This is a genomic window from Pseudarthrobacter sp. PvP004, from assembly GCF_017876035.1.
GTDB lineage: Bacteria > Actinomycetota > Actinomycetes > Actinomycetales > Micrococcaceae > Arthrobacter > Arthrobacter aurescens_A.
Window position 1 is genome coordinate 18,663 of the sequence record NZ_JAGINL010000001.1, and the last position, 19,779, is coordinate 38,441.

At 64.5% G+C, this 19,779-nt stretch carries 16 protein-coding genes; 11 read left to right on the forward strand and 5 right to left on the reverse strand.

What is annotated here, in order from left to right; translation table 11 throughout:
• Positions 1–35 precede the first annotated feature (35 nt).
• The 3 genes from J3A64_RS00095 (at position 36) to gdhA (ending at position 3,453) form a co-directional block, all read left to right on the forward strand.
• The gene (locus J3A64_RS00095) at positions 36–1,262 is read left to right on the forward strand and encodes an acetoin utilization protein AcuC (RefSeq protein ID WP_014922666.1); all 1,227 of its coding nucleotides are present in this window, start codon (positions 36–38) and stop codon (positions 1,260–1,262) included.
• Between the two features lie 88 nt (positions 1,263–1,350).
• Positions 1,351–1,908, forward strand: a complete 558-nt coding sequence (locus tag J3A64_RS00100) for a helix-turn-helix transcriptional regulator (protein WP_210063355.1) — start codon at positions 1,351–1,353, stop codon at positions 1,906–1,908.
• A 207-nt stretch (positions 1,909–2,115) separates the two neighbouring features.
• Entirely contained in the window at positions 2,116–3,453 is a 1,338-nt protein-coding gene (gdhA, locus tag J3A64_RS00105) for an NADP-specific glutamate dehydrogenase (RefSeq protein WP_011775947.1), read from the forward strand.
• A 79-nt stretch (positions 3,454–3,532) separates the two neighbouring features.
• On the opposite strand, the gene J3A64_RS00110 is transcribed toward gdhA, so the two are convergent.
• Complete coding sequence (locus J3A64_RS00110) at positions 3,533–4,864, reverse strand: alpha-hydroxy acid oxidase (RefSeq protein ID WP_286176100.1); 1,332 nt, start codon at positions 4,862–4,864, stop codon at positions 3,533–3,535.
• Positions 4,865–4,954: 90 nt separating this feature from the next.
• Here J3A64_RS00110 and J3A64_RS00115 point away from each other — a divergent pair, with 90 nt between their 5' ends.
• Positions 4,955–5,653, forward strand: a complete 699-nt coding sequence (locus tag J3A64_RS00115; RefSeq protein ID WP_011775945.1) for a FadR/GntR family transcriptional regulator — start codon at positions 4,955–4,957, stop codon at positions 5,651–5,653.
• Positions 5,654–5,694: 41 nt separating this feature from the next.
• Here J3A64_RS00115 and J3A64_RS00120 read toward each other — a convergent pair whose 3' ends face one another.
• On the reverse strand, positions 5,695–6,726 hold the full coding sequence (locus tag J3A64_RS00120) for a LacI family DNA-binding transcriptional regulator (protein ID WP_011775944.1): 1,032 nt from the start codon (positions 6,724–6,726) through the stop codon (positions 5,695–5,697).
• A gap of 181 nt (positions 6,727–6,907) precedes the next feature.
• On the opposite strand from J3A64_RS00120, the gene J3A64_RS00125 reads away from it, so the two are divergent.
• The 5 genes from J3A64_RS00125 to J3A64_RS00145 are packed head-to-tail and all read left to right on the forward strand — an operon-like array spanning position 6,908 to position 12,849.
• Positions 6,908–8,320: a Gfo/Idh/MocA family protein gene (locus J3A64_RS00125; protein ID WP_210063356.1), complete on the forward strand. Its 1,413-nt coding sequence runs from the start codon at positions 6,908–6,910 to the stop codon at positions 8,318–8,320.
• 30 nt (positions 8,321–8,350) lie between these two features.
• Positions 8,351–9,355: an NAD(P)-dependent oxidoreductase gene (locus J3A64_RS00130; RefSeq protein WP_210063357.1), complete on the forward strand. Its 1,005-nt coding sequence runs from the start codon at positions 8,351–8,353 to the stop codon at positions 9,353–9,355.
• On the forward strand, positions 9,352–10,257 hold the full coding sequence (locus tag J3A64_RS00135; protein WP_011775941.1) for a 5-dehydro-4-deoxyglucarate dehydratase: 906 nt from the start codon (positions 9,352–9,354) through the stop codon (positions 10,255–10,257). Before J3A64_RS00130 ends, J3A64_RS00135 begins: the two co-directional genes overlap by 4 nt.
• Positions 10,257–11,417: a mandelate racemase/muconate lactonizing enzyme family protein gene (locus J3A64_RS00140; protein ID WP_210063358.1), complete on the forward strand. Its 1,161-nt coding sequence runs from the start codon at positions 10,257–10,259 to the stop codon at positions 11,415–11,417. Before J3A64_RS00135 ends, J3A64_RS00140 begins: the two co-directional genes overlap by 1 nt.
• Positions 11,398–12,849 (forward strand): aldehyde dehydrogenase (NADP(+)), encoded by a 1,452-nt coding sequence (locus tag J3A64_RS00145; RefSeq protein ID WP_210063359.1) that lies wholly within the window; start codon positions 11,398–11,400, stop codon positions 12,847–12,849. The genes J3A64_RS00140 and J3A64_RS00145 overlap by 20 nt, the downstream gene beginning before the upstream one ends.
• A 104-nt stretch (positions 12,850–12,953) precedes the next feature.
• Here the strand turns inward: J3A64_RS00145 and J3A64_RS00150 are convergent, their stop codons facing one another.
• The 3 genes from J3A64_RS00150 to J3A64_RS00160 are packed head-to-tail and all read right to left on the reverse strand — an operon-like array spanning position 12,954 to position 17,487.
• On the reverse strand, positions 12,954–14,063 hold the full coding sequence (locus J3A64_RS00150; RefSeq protein WP_210063360.1) for a Xaa-Pro peptidase family protein: 1,110 nt from the start codon (positions 14,061–14,063) through the stop codon (positions 12,954–12,956).
• On the reverse strand, positions 14,060–16,108 hold the full coding sequence (locus J3A64_RS00155) for a DUF6807 family protein (RefSeq protein ID WP_210063361.1): 2,049 nt from the start codon (positions 16,106–16,108) through the stop codon (positions 14,060–14,062). Before J3A64_RS00155 ends, J3A64_RS00150 begins: the two co-directional genes overlap by 4 nt.
• Complete coding sequence (locus J3A64_RS00160; RefSeq protein WP_210063362.1) at positions 16,105–17,487, reverse strand: acetylxylan esterase; 1,383 nt, start codon at positions 17,485–17,487, stop codon at positions 16,105–16,107. Before J3A64_RS00160 ends, J3A64_RS00155 begins: the two co-directional genes overlap by 4 nt.
• A 220-nt stretch (positions 17,488–17,707) precedes the next feature.
• Here J3A64_RS00160 and J3A64_RS00165 point away from each other — a divergent pair, with 220 nt between their 5' ends.
• On the forward strand, positions 17,708–18,652 hold the full coding sequence (locus J3A64_RS00165; RefSeq protein WP_011775935.1) for a carbohydrate ABC transporter permease: 945 nt from the start codon (positions 17,708–17,710) through the stop codon (positions 18,650–18,652).
• Entirely contained in the window at positions 18,645–19,586 is a 942-nt protein-coding gene (locus J3A64_RS00170) for a carbohydrate ABC transporter permease (protein WP_210063363.1), read from the forward strand. The genes J3A64_RS00165 and J3A64_RS00170 overlap by 8 nt, the downstream gene beginning before the upstream one ends.
• Positions 19,587–19,779: the final 193 nt, after the last annotated feature.

Below are 19,779 nucleotides of genomic sequence, written 5' to 3' on the forward strand. Positions count from 1 at the left end.
GGTAGGCTCCTCGGGGCTCAGGTAGCCTGTTCTGGATGAACTCACGGCTTGGAACAACAGCTTCCAGCATTACGCGGTCCGCACTGCCAACGACGGTGGTGTGGGATCCAGCCATGACTGCCTACAACTTTGGCCCGGGCCATCCCATGGCACCGCAGCGGCTAGAACTGACAGCCCGGCTGGCTGAATCGCTCGGCCTGTTTAACCACAACCATGTGGCCGTCGAGGCACCCGCGGTGGCTACCGACGTCGAACTTTTTTCCGTGCACAGCCGCGACTATGTGGAGGCCGTGCGCCGCGTCAGTGCGGACCCTTCAGCCCCCGAGGAGGAGCGCGGACTGGGAACCGAGGATGATCCCGCCTTTGCCGGAATGCACGAGGCCAGCGCCCGCCTCGCCGGGGGCTCGCTGCTGGCGGCTGAAACCATCCTTTCCGGCCAATCTGTCCGCGCCGTGAACTTCAGCGGCGGAATGCACCATGCAGCACGGGAGCGGGCCAGCGGCTTTTGTGTTTACAACGACGTCGCGCTGGCAATCCAAAAGCTGCTCGACGGCGGCGTGCAACGGGTGGTGAGCATCGACGTTGATGCCCACCACGGCGACGGCACGCAGAGTATTTTCTGGAACGACCCCCGCGTCATGACCATCAGCCTGCACGAAACGGGTCTCACCCTTTTCCCCGGGACCGGCTTTGCCAATGAAACCGGCGGGCCGGATGCCCCGGGAACAGCGGTCAACGTGGCACTGCCTGCCTTCACTGGCGACGCGGCCTGGTTGCGGGCTTTCCACGCGGTGGTCCCTCAGCTTGTGGGTGCGTTCCAGCCCGAAGTCATCGTCAGCCAGCACGGCTGCGACTCCCACCGGGACGATCCCCTGACGCACCTCAACCTCAGCGTTGATGGACAGCGTGAGGCGGCTTCCGCCGTCGCCGGCCTCGCCGCCCGCTACTGCGATAACCGCTGGATTGCTACCGGCGGAGGCGGCTATGACGTCACCGGTGTTGTGCCGCGTGCCTGGAGCCACCTGATCGGGATGGTGACGCAACGCCCGGTGCCGCTGAAAACACCCGTGCCGGAAGCATGGCGGAGCTACGTGAAGGAAACGTACGGCGTGTGGGCCCCGGAGTCGATGAGCGATGACGTGGACGTCTGGTGGCGCTCCTGGGAGGTGGGCTACAATCCCGCGGACGAGGTTGACCGGACCGTTATTGCCACCCGCAAAGAGATCTTTCCGCTCTATGGCCTGGATCCCTGGTTCGACTGACGTTTCGGTGTGTTCGACTGAATTCCCGGACCCGTAGCGCCACGAAACAGGGATGCCAATCGGCGTATATGTCGCTAGGGTGGGAGGCATGGTGACTGACGACGTATTTGCCGTCATAGCTGAGGCAACCAGGCGCGACATCCTGGTCTCCCTCCGCTCTGGGGATAAAGCTGTAGGCGAACTGGTGGAAGAACTGGCTGCGAGCCAGCCCACCATCTCCAAGCACTTGAAAGTGCTCCGTGAGGCTGATCTCGTCAGCATGCGCGCACAAGGCCAGAAGCGTTTCTACGCCCTGAATCCCAAGCCGCTCGCCGGCGTCGCCAGCTGGCTGGAAACGTTCGACGTCGGCACCCCGGCGCCCGTCGTCGTCGCACCTGCTGAGGCCCCTGATACGGCGCCCGCTGCCGCCTCCGCCGCTCCAACCGTCGATACCGCTCCGGAGGTCCCGGCTACCCGGGCGGACGCTGTGGGCCAGGCCGTCAAGGTTCATGCGAGCGGAAACCCCGTCTCGCTGGATCTGGCATCGGATGACACTGTTCCCCAGCAGATCGGCCGAACCGTAGGCCGGGCCGCCACTAAGGCCGCTGATCTTCTGGCCAATCTCCCGAACCTGCCCAACCTTCCCAAGTTCGGCCGTAAGCGATAGTCGGACTCGACTTAACGTGATCCTTCTCACATTGTGAGTTTTTGTTAATCTGCCGTTTCCTTGAGTTTTCAACGATTTCCTACAGTTGTGTTAACTCCGCGATCCGGGTCACATTGCCTTCGGATGGAGATCCCACCTCCCTCGGTGCAACCATGAGCGGGACTGATCGTCTCGCCGCTGGCCGGCCCACTGAGGATAGGAAGACGCATGGATTCAAGGCTCGAAGCTGTCCGCGACACTGTGTTGGCGCGGAACCCGGGGGAGAAGGAATTCCACCAGGCCGTCACTGAGGTCTTTGAAAGCCTTGGCCCTGTTCACGACCGTCATCCTGAATTTCTTGAAGGCGCCGTGCTGGAACGCCTGTGCGAACCCGAGCGCCAAATCATCTTCCGTGTCCCCTGGACCGACGACGCCGGCCGCGTCCACGTAAACCGTGGATTCCGAGTGGAGTTCAACTCCGCACTCGGCCCGTACAAGGGCGGACTCCGCTTCCACCCCTCGGTGTACCTGGGGATCGTAAAGTTCCTTGGCTTCGAGCAGATCTTCAAGAACGCGCTCACCGGCATGCCCATCGGCGGCGGTAAGGGTGGCTCGGACTTCGATCCCCGCGGGCGTTCCGACGCCGAGATCATGCGCTTCTGCCAGTCCTTCATGACTGAGCTGTACCGCCACATCGGCGAGTACACTGACGTCCCGGCCGGCGACATCGGCGTGGGAGGCCGCGAAATCGGCTACCTCTTCGGCCAGTACAAGCGCATCACCAACCGCTATGAATCCGGCGTCCTCACGGGCAAAGGCATCTCGTGGGGCGGCTCCTTGGTTCGTCCCGAGGCCACCGGCTACGGCACCGTGATCTTCGCCCAGGAGATGCTCAAGACCCGCGGCCAGTCCTTCGATGGCCAGCGCGTCGTGGTCTCAGGTTCGGGCAATGTGGCCATCCACGCCATTGCCAAGGCGCAGTCCCTCGGTGCCACCGTGGTGGCTTGTTCCGACTCCGCCGGTTACATCGTGGACGAAGCCGGGATTGACGTCGCGCTTCTGAGCCAGATCAAGGAAGTGGAGCGCGGGCGTCTTACCGAGTACGCCGCACGCCGGCCGGGCGCCAGCCATGTTGCCGGTGGTTCGGTGTGGGACGTCAACGGCACCGTGGCGCTGCCGTGCGCAACGCAGAACGAACTCGACGGCGATGCTGCCGCCAAGCTAATCAGTAACGGCCTGATCGCCGTCGCTGAGGGCGCCAACATGCCCTCCACCCGTTCAGCTGTGTCAGTGTTCCAGGACGCCGGGATCCTGTTCGGACCGGGCAAGGCCGCCAACGCCGGTGGCGTTGCAACCTCCGCGCTGGAAATGCAGCAGAACGCCAGCCGCGACTCCTGGTCTTTTGAGCACACGGAACAGCGCCTTACGGAGATCATGGTGGGCATTCACGATCGCTGCGCCGCCACTGCCGATGAATACGGTGCGCCCGGAAACTACGTGGTGGGGGCCAACATTGGCGGCTTCGTCAAGGTAGCCGACGCGATGCTCGCCCAGGGTCTGATCTAGCACTTTTACCCAACTGAGTAGCAGCCGAGGCCGTTTTGAGCGTTCAAAACGGCCTCTACTGCTACCTACATGGGTGCTGTTAGCGCTGGAGTAGCCGAACGTGGTCCGGGTTCAGGTCGGAGATCTTGCTGACACCCAGGAGCGCCATGGTGCGGGTCATGTCCTTCTCCAGGATTTGGATGGTGCGGTCTACGCCTTCGCGTCCTCCAGCCATGAGGCCGTAGAGGTAGGCGCGGCCGATCAGTGCGAAGTCGGCGCCCAAAGCCAGGGCAGCTACGATATCTGCGCCGCTCATGATGCCCGTGTCCAGCATGACCGCGGCCTTGCTGTTGTCCGCCTTCAGCGCTGCAGTAACTTCCGGGAGCAGGTGGAAGGGGATAGGGGCGCGGTCCAGTTGGCGTCCGCCGTGGTTGGACAGGATGATGCCGTCGGCGCCGTGATCCACTACCTTGCGGGCGTCTTCCACAGTCTGGATGCCCTTGACCACCAGCTTGCCCTTCCAGGTTTCACGGAGCCAGTCGAGGTCCTCGTAGGTGAGGGTGGGGTCGAACATAGAGTTGATCAGGTCCGCCACGGTGCCGGTGTAACGCGAGAGGGAGGCGAACGTCAGGGGCTCGTGCGTGAGGAAGTTGAACCACCATGCCGGGCGGTAAGAGGCGTCCAGCACGGTCTTGATGGTCAGTGCCGGCGGGATGGTCATGCCGTTGCGGACATCGCGGAGGCGGGCGCCGGCAACTGCCGTGTCCACGGTGACCATGAGGGTATCGTTGCCGGCTTTGGCGGCACGCTCGATCAGTTCGAGCGAGCGGTCGCGGTCCGTCCACAGGTACAGCTGGAACCAGTTGCGGCCGTTCGGGGCGGCGGTGGCAACGTCCTCGATGGACGCGGTGCCCATGGTGGACAGGGTGTAGGGAATGCCCGCAGCTTCAGCGGCCTGCGAACCCGCGTACTCGCCCTCCGACTGCATCATGCGCGTGAAACCCGTGGGCGCGATGCCGAACGGGAGCCGTGATTCCCGGCCCAGGATGTCCGTGCGGAGATCGATCCTGGAGACGTCGCGCAGGATGCCGGGGCGGAACTCGATGTCCTGGAAAGCCTGGCGTGCGCGGCGGAGGGTGATCTCTTCTTCGGCAGCACCGTCGGTGTAGTCGAAGGGTGCTTGCGGAGTGCGGCGCTTGGCGATGTCCCGCAGTTCCCAGATGGTGCTGGCACGCTTCAGGCGGGCGGTTTTGCTGAACTCCGGCTTCTTGAACTGCATCAGCGGCGCCAGGTCCGAGACCTTGGGCACGCGGCGCTTCAGGGCCGGCGGCAGTACGACGGCGGGCTGTGGCTGGGGTGCCCGTGCCACGTTTTGATCGCTGCCGGCATTGGCTGGCGCGGCGGTGATCTTGGGGTCGAGGGTGTCGGTCATGCGGTTCTCCCTTGAATTCTGTGGTCCTGCCACTGTGGTCTAACCACACTGTAAGCCATGTGGTTGGACCACATCAACTAGTATTCCGTTATGCGTACCCACGAGCTGGTCCTGCAATGGATCGAGAAGCAGCTGTCTGACGGAGACCTCACCTTGGGCGGACGGCTGCCGGGGGAGAGGGTCATGGCCGAGCAACTTCAGGTTTCCCGGACCTCGGTGCGCGAGGCTGTGAGGATCCTTGAGGCCATGGGCGTGGTCCGTGCAGGCGTTGGCTCGGGCAAGGATGCTGGAACTGTGGTGATTGCCGAGCCCGGCTCTGCCCTGGGCTCCACCCTTCGGCTGCATGTGGCCACGCGCCACCTGCCTGTGGCCGACATCGTGGAGACCCGCGTGCTGCTGGAATCGTGGGCGGCAGAACGGGCTCACGTGGGCGTTCCGGCGCTGGAGGAAGCCGCGGAGCTGCTGGATCAGATGGATGCCGCCCCGGACATCGACACTTTCCTGGCCTTGGACGCACGCTTCCACGTTGCACTGGCCCAAGCGGCCGGCAACTCGGTGGTCAGTGCCATGATGGCCTCGCTGCGGGGTGCGATCGAAAACTATGCAGGTGAGCTGACGGGAAATCTTCCGGACTGGAGCGCCACATCCACCAGGCTTCGTGCTGAACACCGCGCCATACTCGCCGCGGTCAACAACAACGACGGCGCCGAGGCAGCTGAGCTTGTTGCCGCACACATCCAAGGCTTCTACAAAGAGGCGGGCGTCGGCTCAAACCCTCCGCCGAAGTGACAGTTGATGCCAATGTCCGCGCCGAACATTGTCATCAACTGTCAGCTCGCGGGCTCGAGGGCGGGGGCCGCGGTGCTCTTGCGGATCTCCACCCTGGGTGAGAATTCGTCCTGTGCCTGCGTGGTGGCCTCGCCTGCCTGCTGAATCTGTTCCCGCATCCTCCGCCAGGCCAGGCTTCCAAGCTCATTGATGGGCACGGCCGCCGTGGTCAGCGGGGGAGTGGTGTACTTGGCGAACGGAATGTCATCGAATCCGGTCACTGAGATGTCCTCCGGGACGCGCACTCCGCGCTCATGCAGGCCGCTGAGCAGGCCCATGGCTACGAGGTCGTTGAATGCCAGGATCCCGGTTGCGCCGCTGGCGATGATGTCCTGGGTGGATTCGTGGCCCGAGTCGAAGTTGGAGCCGCCGTGGAGCATCTGAAGCTCGATTTCCGGGTGTTCCTTGCGGAATTGGTCCAGCCCCACCAGGCGTTGGCGGTTGGATGCACTGTGCTCGGGGCCGGAGAGGAATGCCAAGCGGCGGTGACCCAGGGTGACCAGGTGCTGTGCCAGTTCCTGGATGCCCTGCCCGTAGTCCACGCTGAGGCTCGGAGTGTTGGTGGCAATGGTGGTGCGGTTGATCAGCACCAGCGGGTGCAGGGTGGGCGCCAACTCCTCCAGTTCGGCATCGCTCATGCGGGGGGCGCAGAGCACCACGCCGTCACAGCGGCGTCGGGCCTCGCCCGCAAGGATGGCTTCCTCGCTGGTGACTTCCGAGGAATCGGCAATGAGGACGCGGTACCCGTCCTGGGCAGCGGCCATGCTGAGGCCGCGGAGGATCGCCTGGAACGTCGGGTTGGCCAAGTCCGGAACCACGATGCCGATGGTGTCTGTCTTGCCGAGCGCGAGGCTGCGCCCCACCGGGTTGGGCTGGTACTTCAGTTCAACGGCGGCGGCCCTAACGCGGGCGGCAATGCCCGGATCCACGGCGGCATTACCGTTCATGACGCGCGACACGGTGGCGTGCGAGACGCCCGCCTTCTCCGCGACATCGGCAATGCCGACCCGCCTGTTGGTGTTCCTGCGTGCCATGTGGCCCCTTCCCATTGCCTGCCTCCCGCATGCTCCGTCGTTGGAGCAGTGGTTGACGTGACCACCAGAGTCTTGATACAAAGCTTATAACGCTCTGAGAAAACGCTTTCTCATGATTCTTCCCATACGAAGCCGGGCCGTCAAGCGGTTCACTCCTGCCTTTCTGAAAGGGGCATCCAACATGGTCAACGTCGACTCAACCGAGACCCAGACCGAATCTGCCGCAACCACCGCCCAGCCCCAGGCCTCCAACCGGACCCGCATAGCCCTCATCGGAACCGGCGGCCGCTCGGAGATGTACATCCGGGCCATCTATGGACAGCATTCAGACGTCGCAGAACTTATTGCGCTCTCCGACGTCAACCAGGGCCGTGTGGACTTCTACCAGGACTTGATCAAGGAACTCGGCGGAACACAGCCGGTGGCTTCTTTCGAACCCGGCCAGCTCACCAGCTTCATCCAGGCCAATGACATCGAACGCGTCATTGTCACGACGCCCGACTACACCCACGCGGACTACATCGTTGAAGCGCTCGAGGCGGGTGCCGACGTCGTGGTTGAAAAGCCCCTGACTATCGACGTCGACGGCTGCCGCCGCATCACCGACGCCGTCGCAAAGACCGGCAGAAACGTGGTGGTGACGTTCAACTACCGCTACTCGCCGCGCAACACCGCGCTGAAGGAAGTCATCCAGAACGGCGTGATCGGCAAGGTCACGTCCATCGACTTCAGCTGGGTGCTGGATACGGTGCACGGCGCTGACTACTTCCGCCGCTGGCACCGTGAAAAGAAGAACTCAGGTGGCCTGCTCATCCACAAGGCTTCCCACCACTTCGACCTTGTCAACTGGTGGATCAACGACGTCCCGGAGCGCGTTTTCGCTTCCGGTGGCCTGCGGTTCTACGGCGACAAGAACGCTGCAGAGCGTGGCTTGGGTGCCCGTCCTGAGCGTGGCACCGTTGACGGCCTTGAGCACGATCCGTTCCGCTTGGACATGCGCGAAGACGAGCGCCTCAAGGCCTTGTACTACGACAATGAGAAGTTCGACGGCTACATCCGCGACCAGGATGTCTTCACGGAGGGCATCACCATCGAGGACAACCTTGCCCTCGTGGTGGACTACCAGGGCGGACCCACGCTGAGCTACTCGCTGAACGCCCACAGCCCGTGGGAAGGCTATCGCGTCACCGTGAACGGCACCGAAGGCCGTGCGGAACTCGAAGTGGTGGAGCGCGCCGCCGTCGAGTCCAGCACCGACAAGAAAACCGTGGTGGACCCCAGCGCGACGCCCATCGAGGAAGAGGACGCCGTGCGCCGGAACGGCGAGCGCCTGGTGGTTCAGCGCCACTGGGAGGCTGCGTACGAAGTTCCGATCGTCAACGGCGAAGGTGGCCACGGTGGCGGCGACAACCTGCTCCTTTCGGATCTGTTCAACGGCCCGGGCGTTGACCCGCTGGGCCGCCCCTCCGGCTACATCGACGGCCTCCGCTCTGTGTCGGTGGGTATCGCCGGAAACCAGTCCCTGGACACCGATCTTCCCGTCCGCATCAGTGAACTTGGCCTCGGCGCCGATCTCAGCCGCGGCCAGGCCTGACCGTTCACTACCTCAAGCAAGGACAAGACCATGAGCAGGATTTTCGTCACCGGTGGTTCCGGCAGGCTCGGCCGCAGCGTTGTGGCCGGACTCGCGGAGGCAGGCCATAAGGTGATTTCGGTTGACCGCGACGCCATTCCGGCGGAGCTGTTGCCGGCCGGGGCCGAGCAGTTCACCGCAGATCTTTTGGCGCCGGGGGAGGCGGAGCGGCTCATCCGCGAAACAACGCCCGACGCCGTCATCCACCTCGCTGCTATTGCCGTGCCTTTCAGCGCGCCGGAGGACGTCATTTTCAGCACGAACACCCGGCTCGCCTATGCCGTAGTCAGCGCGGCCACCGACGCCGGTGTCCCCAAGATCGTGACGGCAAGCAGCCCCACAGCCCTGGGCTATGGCTCACCGGCGGGGTGGCTGCCGCCGTCGTTCCCTTTGAACGAGCAGACGCCCCCCAAACCGTGGAACGCCTACGCGCTGTCCAAGCTGATCGCGGAGCAGACCGTGCAGATGTTCGCTGCCGCTCAGGGCAACAAAATTCGGTACGCGGCGTTCCGTCCGTGCTACGTGATCTCCCCGGAGGAGTGGGAAGGGGCGCTGACGCAGCAAGGGCACACGGTGCGTGAGCGGTTGCAGGATTCGGCGCTTTCCGCTCCGGCGTTGTTCAACTACGTGGACGCGCGGGACGTAGCTGACTTCCTGGACGTGCTGCTGGAAAAGATGGACTCCATCCCCAACGGCGAGGTGTTCTTCGTGGGCGCGAAGGATGCTCTGGCCGCGGCGCCTTTGGCGGAACTGTTCCCGCGGTTCCTGCCTGGCAGCGGCCCCCTGACCGAGCACTTGACCGGCACCAGCCCGGCGTTCTCCATTGATAAGGCCCGGGAACTTCTGGGCTGGGAGCCACAGCGCACGTGGCGCACCGAACTTACGCCGCCATTCGAGGGCGAAGACACAGCATCTGAAGAAGAAACCCAAGCAGCACTCAACGACGAGAACCACGCCGGGCTGGTCCCGGCGGGAGCAACCAAGGAGACACCATGAACTTCGACGGCGTACTGTTCTTCCCCGTCACTCCCTTCGCCGAAGACGGCACCGTAGATGTGGCGCTGCTAAAGGAGCACATCACCTCCCGGCTTCCGTTCGGTCCGGGCGGCGTGTTCCCCGCGTGCGGCACCGGCGAGTTCCACGCCCTGTCCATCGATGAGATCCGCACCGTGGTGACTGCCGCCGTCGAGGCCGTCGCGGGAGCCGTCCCCGTAGTTTCGGGTGCCGGGGGTCCTTTGGGTCACGCCATCGCGGCGGCCAAGGTTGCCGAGGAAGCCGGTGCGGACGCCCTCCTGGTGCTCCCGCCGTACCTGGTCACCGGCCCCACTGACGGTGTGGTGGCCTACGTCGAGGCCATTGCTGCCGCGAGCAGCCTGCCCGTGATCGTTTACCACCGTGGCACCGCGAAGTTCACAGCCGATGCCATCACACGCCTCACGGCCAACCCGAAGGTGGTTGGTTTCAAGGATGGAATCGGCGACGTTGGTTTGGCGCAGGAAATCGTGTCCGCCATCAACGCCAGCGGCCGCACCGACTTCGCGCTCTTCAATGGCCTGCTGACGGCCGAACTGACCCAGGGCGCTTACCGTGGCCTCGGCATCCCGCTGTATTCCTCGGCAGCGTTCGCCATGGCTCCGGAGATCGCCAAGGCCTACTACGACGCCTACGTTTCCGGTGACGAGGAACGCCGCCACGCCTTGCTTGAAGGTTTTTATGCTCCGTTGGTCCGTCTCCGGGACCAGACACCGGGCTTTGGTGTTTCCCTCATCAAGGCCGGGCTGCGGTTGGCCGGGCTCCCCGTAGGTTCGGTCCGGCCGCCTCTGGTGGACCCCACCGAGGAGCAGCTGCTGGAGCTCAAGTCCATCTTGGCCAAGGGCCACGAGCTGGCCGGCAGCTGATGTCGGCCCGCATTACGGGCCTCACCACCCGGCTGATCACGGTCCCGCTGCTGCGCAGCTGGGGTGCGGAGGCGCCCGAGAACCATGTGATTGTCACCGAACTGACCACGGACGACGGCGGCACGGGCCACGGCTTCTCGTGGACGCCCACCATTGGTCCCCACGCGGTGAAGGCCCTCCTGGATCACGACATCGCACCGTTCATCCTCGGATTGGAAGCGAACGCGGAGATCGTGTGGGACCAGCTCTGGAAGAGGCTTCACGAGGCCGGCGGTGGCGGCCTGACCACCATCGCGATGTCCGGTGTTGACCTTGCCCTCTGGGACCTGAAGGCCCGGCAAGCTGGTACATCCGTCACAGGACTCTTGGGTCAGCGCCAAGAATCAGTGGAGGTGTATGGCTCCGGCGTGAACCTGCACTACACCGTGGAACAGCTGGTGGAGCAGGCTCAGCGATGGGTTGCTGCAGGACACAACGCGGTGAAGATCAAAGTGGGCAAGCCCGAGCTTCGGGAAGACGCCGAACGAGTTGCCGCTGTCCGGCAGGTCATCGGCCCGGATCGGCTGCTCATGATCGACGCCAACCAACGCTGGGACCTCGCCCACACGTTCCGTGCCTTGGATGTTTTGGGGGAGTACGGACTGGAGTGGTTGGAAGAACCGATCCGCGCCGACGACCTCTGGGCCTACCGGCGCCTGCGCAAGCACTCGCCCGTGCCCATTGCTTTGGGTGAGAACGTCCACACCATCTACCGCTTCCGCGACTTCATCGAAGCCGAAGCCGTGGACATCATCCAGCCCAACATCGTCCGGGTGGGCGGCATTACGCCGTTCCGAAGGATCGTTGAGTTGGCTCGCGCCAACAGCATCAGGGTAGCTCCGCACCTCCTCCCGGAGCTCTCGGGGCAGCTGGCGCTGACCCTGGCGGAAGCCGTGAGCGTGGAAGACGTGGAGGATGCCTCGTTCGAGCAGCTCGGAATCCTGGCCGGCCCCTCGCCGGTTCGGATCAGCAACAGTACCGGCAGAAGCCTGCTCAGCAGCACAGGCCGTCATGGGCTCGGCTTCGACTTTACCGGCAAGCAGTCCGCCCCAGGGAGTTCCGCTTCTGAAAACTCCGCTTCTGAGAACAAAGGAAACCTCATTGAGTACAGCAACTCTTGACCTGACAGCCATCACGGCGGCCGCGACTGAAGCTGCAAAGGTGACCGCAGCAGCGTCCGACGCCGATCGCGCAGCCTGGCTGACCGCCGTCGCCGACGCCCTGGACGCCAACGTGGCTGAACTGGTGGCCATTGCCGATTCCGAGACAAGCCTTGGCACCGTCCGGCTCACAGGCGAGGTAGCGCGGACCAGTGGACAGCTGCGGCTGTTCGCAAACGTCATCACGGAGGGCTCGTACCTTGAAGCCGTCATTGATCACGCCGACCCTTCCTCCACTCCGCCCAAGCCAGACCTGCGCCGCATCCTGCGACCGATCGGCCCCATAGCCGTATTCTCGGCGTCGAACTTCCCGTTCGCGTTCTCCGTGGCAGGAGGCGATACCGCGTCCGCGCTGGCCGTTGGCTGCCCGGTGGTAGTCAAAGCACACTCGGGACACCTCCGCCTGTCCCAGCGGACCGCTGAGATTGTCAGCGAAGCCCTGGCCAAAGCCGGCGCCCCGGAAGGCACATTTGCGTTGGTCAGCGGCCGCGAGGCCGGCACGGCACTCGTTCAGGACCCCGCCATCAAGGCCGTGGGCTTCACCGGCTCCATCCCGGGCGGACGCGCATTGTTCGACCTCGCATCGTCCCGCCCGGAACCCATCCCGTTCTACGGTGAGCTGGGCAGCTTGAACCCCGTGGTCATCACGGCGGACGCCCTCGCGGAACGCGGCCAGCAGCTCGCCGCGGGATTGGCCGGCTCGTTCACCATGGGCGCCGGACAGTTCTGCACCAAACCCGGGCTGGTGTTCATCCCGGCAGGCACGGACTTCGCATCGCACCTCGCCGAGGCCAGCAAGGACAAGCCAACGGCGGCCATGCTCACCGAGCGCATCGCGGAAGCCTATCCGGATGGGCTCCGTAACGTCGCAGACCAGCCGGGTGTCGCCGTCGTGAGTGGCACGGTGGAGCAGGACAGCCTGGCGGACGGCGCCGCGCCCGTGGTGTTTTCTACGAGTGCCGCGAACGTCCTGGAACGTCCCGAAGAACTCCTTGAGGAGTGCTTTGGTCCAACTACGCTGCTCATCGAGTATGCCAACCAGGACGAACTGTCCGCGGCCCTCGCGAAGGTTCCAGGCAGCCTCACGGGCACGGTGCACGCCCAGCCGGGTGAAGACGTGTCCGCCTTGGTGGAGCAACTTAGCGGCCTGGCCGGGCGGGTGCTGTTCGACGGCTGGCCCACTGGTGTTGCCGTGAACTGGGCACAGCAACACGGCGGTCCGTACCCGGCCACCACATCCCTGTTCACCTCCGTGGGTGCTACGGCGGTTCGCCGCTTCCAGCGCCCGGTGGCCTACCAGGACGCTCCGGAGACTGTGCTGCACCCGGCACTGCACGACGCCAACCCGCTGGGCATCCCGCGGCGTGTGGACGGCGTGCTGACGCTCGGCTAGCGCACCCAGCCGCACCCCAACTGCGACTCAGCTGGGTAGGCATACACGAAAGGGGCGGGGTCACCATCACGGTGGCCCCGCCCCTTTCGCGCTGGGTGCGAGAGTTACGGGCGCAGCGTCAGCGGACGACGGCGGCCGTCGACTTGGGTGGTCGGCCAGCGGTCGTCTGTGGTCAGGACGCGCAGGCCCGTATCCGTGAGCAGCACAGTGTCTTCGATCTTCACACCGGGCCCGGACGGGTTCCACGTGAAGGGTTGGTTGAGGACGATGGTGTCCGTGACCTCGGCAGTGACCCGGGGATCCCGCCCCGCATAACCGGCCGGTCCGCCCTGGTGGTGAAGCGTCCACTGCTCCTCGCCGAAGCCATGCCGGGCATAGGCCAGCTTAATCTCAGTGAAGACCTCGTTGAGCTTCGCACCGGGAACCGTGGCCCGGAAAATGTCCGCTTCAACAGCGGCGATGCGGGCCTCGGCGTCGAGCTCCTGGGGAGTGCCGGCGTCGAACGCTACCCAACGGGTCACATTGGCAACCAGCCCGTTGCGGCGGGCGCACACCACCGCCATGGCACGGCGGCCGATGGGGGAGTGAGTGGCCAGGGGGTGCCGGAAGGCGCTCCGGCCCGCCCCGTTGCAGAGCAGGACCAGCGGCTCGGCGCCCACCGCGACAATACGGGCAGCCAGCTCCGACACCAGCTGAAACTCCGTGGTTTCCGGGGTCGCAGCAGTGAGGACATCGGTCATGGCGTTCGCCGCGTCGGCGGATAGCGCTGCATAACGGGCTGCCTCGGCCGGCAAGAGTTGTTGCCGGGCCGCACGCAGTTCGGACGTGACGGCCGCTTCAACCAAGGGGTTGCCGTCCACTGCCAGGCCGGCCGCTGCCGCGTGCAACTGTCCATGCCATGGAACGGTGTCCAAACTGACGCCGTTCGGTAATTCTTCTGCGGTGATCCGTCCGGCCTCGTTGTTGAACGTGACCAGGTGGTCGCCGGAACGGTCCACCAGGAGGGCCGCGATGGGGTCACCGGCAAGGCTGATGTGCACGCGGCTGCCGTCCAGGTACCAGGTGAGGGCCGTGTTGGATGTCAGCAGGAGCGAATCGCGACCCGCAGCGTCCAGGATGTCCAGTACCCGCCGGCGCTTTACTGCGCGGTCGGCAACGTTGCCGGGTGCTGTCCGGGCTGTGGCGGGTGTTGTGAATTGAGTAGGCGTGGTCATGCCGTTTCCCCCAAAGTAGTCATGAGCTGTTCAATGTCTTGTGTTGCCAGGAAGCCGTCCGTGATGAGCACGGTCACCGACCTGTGGACAGGGTGTCCGGGGTCGGCGGCCACTGGGGCGTCCCACGCCAGCGATAGCCCGACGCCGGGATAACCCGAATGCCGCACGAACCACGGGTCCGGGGCTTGCGGTGACGCGAGGAAGACGAGTGTTGCGGGGTGTCCCAGCCCGGGGTCGCCGGTGACATGTGCGGCGCCCGAGGTTCCGGCGTCGAACGTCCCGGACCATGCCAGCCACGGCGCCACGCTGCCGTGCACGGCGTCCTCGCCGCGCGCGTCCGGGGTCCAGATGGTGGCGTCGCTGACTTTGGGCAAGCGCCAGAAGAAGCCGCCGTAACCGCCCAGCGGACGCCCGTTGGAACCGGGGCTGCCCAGCAGCACAGCGCGTCCGGTGGCGGACCCCAGCGTAAAGTCCAGCGTCAGTTTCCATGCGGAATGTCCGACGGCGGCCCAGCGCCACTCGCGCTGCTCGCGGAGGACAGGTGTTCCGTCCGGTGCCAGCCAGCTCAGCTTTTCCCGCCGCTGACCGTCAGAGTGCTCCGCGGATTCGGTGACGATTCGGCCGTGGTCCTTGCGCCAGACATAGGCCCCGGCCTCGCGGGTGAAGGTCCGCCCACCCCAAAAGTTGATGCCGTCCACGTCCTGGAGGGCGACGCCAGCTCCGAGGTGCCACACGTGGTCCTCAGGGACGTGGTCGGTGACCACAGTGCCTGCAAGGGTGCGCACGGGGTGGAGGTAGGGCCGCGGCGACGACGTTGCCCGGATGTGGTTTCCGTCCTGGAGGGTAGCGACGGGTACACCGTGAATGTCCAGGGTGGGTCCGCCTGATGCAGTCCAGGGCGCTCCGAGCTCCGCGAACGTGGCTTGGCCCAGCGCTGCACGTTTAATCAGGGATTCGATGCCCTGGACCACGGGATGGGCCGAGTCTCCCTCGCCCTCCCATGTGACGAAGTCAGGGTGGATCGGCCGGGGCGAGTCGGCTGTGCGAATGGCTTCAAGCACGGACACGTAGGCGCCGGCACCACTCAGCGGGCTGAGCAGATCCTCTTCCGAGCGAGCAGCAATCAGGTTCTCCAACAAGTCTGTTCGCCCGAAAGTCTCGCTTCGCGTCCCGTCCGGGGTTGTGATCTCCAGACGGTCCTCGGTGTAGAAAAGGGTGAGTTGCCCCCGTGTCCCGTAGACCGTGACTGACGGCGCGGACTGCACAGGCGCGCAGAGCGTCAGGGCGCAGGTCAGCACGATACCTCCCGCGGTCCGGACCCTCACCACGGACGTGTCGTCACTCTCGGTGTCGTTGGCCCGGTAAAGGTCGGTATCCACGGATTCAACGTCCGCCACGGTCCGGGCACCGGCAAGCCGCAGCCCGGTTGCCACAGCGTGCGCCAAGGCGTTGGTGGCTACCCCGTCCACCACATCCGTCCCATTGAGGCTGCGTTTGCCGGCCCAACGGGAGCGCTTGAAGTACGCCTTGTTCCGCAGCCACAGCCCGGTGGCGCTGATGCCGCGGACGTCTCCGATGTCGCCGGATGCCACCAGAGCCTCTATTGCGGGAAGGGCCCCTGAACCAAGGCTCTGGAAGCCCACCTGCACTAACCGGCCCGCGCTCGCGGCCGCCGCCATGAGGTCCTCGTATTGCGCCATGGACGCCACCGGCGGCTTTTCCAGGTAGACGTTGGACCCGGCTTTGAGGGCGGCGAGGGCAAGCGGCGCATGAGTTTGAATGGGTGTGGAGACGATGACGACATCCGGGGCGGTTCCCGCAGCCAGGAGCTCGTCGAGGGAAGCGAAGACCTCCACGTCGGAGCCGAGCGTCCCGCCCGCCGGGGGTTGTGGATCGGCCACCGCCACCAGTTCGAGGGCGCCGTCAGCACTGAGGCGGGCAAGGTTTTGGAGGTGTCGTTCACCGAAACCGTGCACGCCAACCAGTGCGATGCGGGGGAGCCGGGCGTTGCCTTCCGCTGTGGTGGCGATCGAGGGTTGTGTCATGAGGCTGTCCTAGCGGGATCAGGTGCGGGGGCACTGGTAGCTTGCCCGGCCTGCAGGACGGCGGTGAGGAAGGCCGCCGCCTCCTCCTGCATGGCTGGGGTGAAAACGTGGGGCTCCTGCCAGAAGCTCCCGGTGTAGCGGGCAGGCAGGCGCTCCAGGAGGCGATTGTGGGCATCACGCATTCCCTGTTCGGGGAAAAGCTGGTCCGCCAGGCCGTACTGAACCAGGACCTTGGCTCTGGAACGCGCGGCCAGGTCCGGCCAATCCCCCAGCTTGGCCAGCCCGGGGGTGTGCAGCAACCAAGAGTGTGCGTCCAGGTAGGCGGGCAGGAGCGACGCGAAGGTAGTCATCATGCACGTCACCACGTAACTGCGGATCAGCGGGCTCAGGGCAGCGAGCACCAGCGCCCGACCACCGCCGCCTGAGAAGCCCAAGCAACCGAGCCGATCCGCATCCACGCCCGGCAGCGAGGCAAGGATGCCCAAGGCTGCGAGGTCGTCATGCGCCACGGTCCCGGCAACGGTGGTCCCCATCAGCGTTGCGGCTTTCGCCACGGTTTCTTCGTGGGCGGCAGCCGCTGCGTTGTACTGTTCCGCCGCGGAAGGTTCGACGCCGGCCTCCCGCCAGAGTGCCTGCTGGCCGCTGACTGCGTTGGCAGCCCGCCAGGGAAGGGGTTCGAGTCCGAAGCTTCGGCTACCCCACATGAAAGCGTCGTGCGTAAGGACGGCGAAACCCTGCTGAGCCAACCATGTGGCGAGTGCCCGGCCGCCATAGAGCTTTGCCCTGACATCGAGGGGCGGCAACGCATGCGACGCAGAACCGGAGGCGACCGCCGAGGAGGTCACGTCGTCGCGGTTTTCCAGGCTACGGGGGAACGACACCAGCCGCTGGGCGCCATAGGCCTTGATGCCGCCGTGGCAGTGCAGGGCGAGCAATCCCGGCAGCGGACCGGTAACGCCGGCTGGACGCACCAACCATGCGGATGTCTTCGGCCCGAAACCCAACTGCCAGGACAAGTGCGTGGTGATGACGCCGTCGTGCTCATTTTCTGAGTGGACGGTGTACGGAAGCTCGCTTATTACGGCAGGAACTCCGAGTGTGTCAGCAAGCTGCTGGGCGTCCGCGGACTCAGCCACGTGGCGTCGTCCCACGTAGCAGGGCCAGTCCTCGTACCTGGCCAGCGCACTGGGCCGGGAGGACGAATCTGCCATGTCAGCCCCGCTCATGGCAGGCGTAGTCGGTGGGAAACAATAGTGTCCTGCCTTATCGATGCGGGAGGGTGTGCGGTAGCGCACGCCGGGCTTCTTCAGCGTGGGGAAATCGATGTGGGCGGTTTCGCAAGAAAACGCTTTCTCAAAAATTAGCAAAAGGCTGTACAAGGGTCAAGAAAACGTTTACTTTGATACGGAGCCGCTGATCGCCCGGACTTAAATCCAGGCCTTCAGGGGGTAGCGCCAGCAGATCGGCTGCATCCCGGACGGCAAGCACCACCAAGACTCGAACTCCGTGGATGGCCACGATGACCAAAGGAGACCACATGGCCGCTGTACTACGCACGGGGACGCCGCAAGGCGTTCGCGCTCCGGCGAGGGGGAAACAATGAGCGCCATAGGCGAACTCTCCACCATGACCCGTCGCAAGGGCCCCATGACCAAGGAAGAGAAGAAAGCAAACGGCCGCGACAACAAGGCCGCCTACATCTTCCTCTTGCCGTGGTTGGTGGGCTTGGTGGCCATCACTGTTGGACCCATGCTCATGTCGTTGTACCTGTCCTTCACGGACTACAACCTCCTGCAGCCGCCGGAATGGGTGGGGCTGGATAACTTCATCCGCATGTTCGGCGACGCCCGTCTCCACAACTCGCTGCGGGTCACCTTCACGTATGTACTGGTGGGTGTACCCCTTCAGTTGGGTGTGGCCCTGCTGATCGCACTGGTCCTGGATAAAGGCCTGCGCGGCCTTCCGTTCTACCGGTCCATCTTCTACTTGCCGTCCCTGCTGGGCGGATCGGTGGCAGTTGCCATCCTGTGGAAGCAGATCTTCGGCACCACCGGCCTGGTCAACCAGATCCTGGCAATGGTTGGCATTGAGGGTCCAGGCTGGATCTCGGACCCCAACACCGCTCTTGGCTCCATCATCCTGCTGCACGTGTGGACTTTCGGCAGCCCGATGATCATCTTCCTGGCCGGCCTCCGCCAGATTCCCGTGATGTACTACGAGGCCGCGAAGGTGGACGGGGCCACCACGCTGCAGCAGTTCTGGCGGATCACCCTCCCGATGCTGAGCCCCATCATCTTCTTCAACCTGGTGTTGCAGATCATCGGTTCGTTCCAGTCGTTCACGCAGGCGTTCATCGTCTCCGGCGGCAACGGCGGCCCATCCGACTCCACCATGTTCTTCACCCTGTATCTGTACCAAAAGGGCTTCGGCCAATTTGATATGGGATACGCCTCAGCGATGGCCTGGTTCCTGCTGGTCATCATCGGCGTCTTCACCGCCATCAACTTCATCGCTTCAAAGTATTGGGTGTTCTACGATGACTAAACTCCAAACCCTCCCCGCCGCCTCCGGTACCTCCGCAGGAAAGGACGGCAAGTCCGGCAAGAGCCCGCGGCGCCGCGAATCACCAGGCAGCCTGGCCTTCAGCCGCAGCGCCCGCATCAAAGGCCTGGTCAAGCACGCCATCCTGATCATTGTGGGCGCGGTGATGATCTACCCGCTGCTGTGGATGGTGGTTTCCTCCCTCCGCCCCAACGACCTCATCTTCCGCGAACCCGGCCTGTGGCTGGAGAGCCTGGAGATGAGCAACTACACCGATGGATGGTCAGCGCTGACCCACCCATTCGGGCACTACATGGTCAACTCCGCGATAGTGGTCCTCGGCTCGATTCTCGGCAACCTGATCTCCTGCTCCATGGCCGCCTACGCTTTCGCCCGCCTGCAATTCAGCGGCAAGAAGATCTTCTTCGGCATCATGCTGCTGACCATCATGCTGCCCTTCCACGTGGTGATCGTGCCCCAGTACATCCTGTTCTCCCAGATCGGCTGGGTGAACACCTTCTGGCCGCTCATCGTCCCCAAGCTCCTGGCCACCGACGCGTTCTTCGTCTTCCTCATGGTCCAATTCATCCGCGGCATCCCCAAGGACCTCGACGAAGCCGCACGCATTGATGGTGCCGGCCACCCCAGGATCTTCCTCCGTGTCATCCTGCCCCTGATGGTCCCGGCCCTGGCCACCACCACCATCTTCACGTTCATCTGGACCTGGAACGACTTCTTCGGTGCCCTCATCTACCTCACGGACCCGGACATGTTCACCGTCCCCGTAGCTTTGCGGGCCTTCGTCGACTCGCAGTCCGCCACCAGCTGGGGATCGCTCTTCGCGATGTCCATCGTGTCCCTGCTCCCGGTGTTCCTGGTGTTCCTCTTCGGCCAGCGATTCCTCATCAAAGGCATTGCCACCACGGGCATCAAGTAGATCCATCGTTCCTGCCACGAGCGTCACGTCACGAGGGGGCGGCGGGTGCCGTCCCCTCCGGTGGGCGCGCCCTCCGGCTATGTTGCCCCTCCGGTATGCGCCGCGCCTTAGGCGAGTACCGCCGTCGAGCTATTCACCAATCAAGGCAAGTTGCATCTTGTAATACAAGATTGTGACTTGTATCATAAATCCC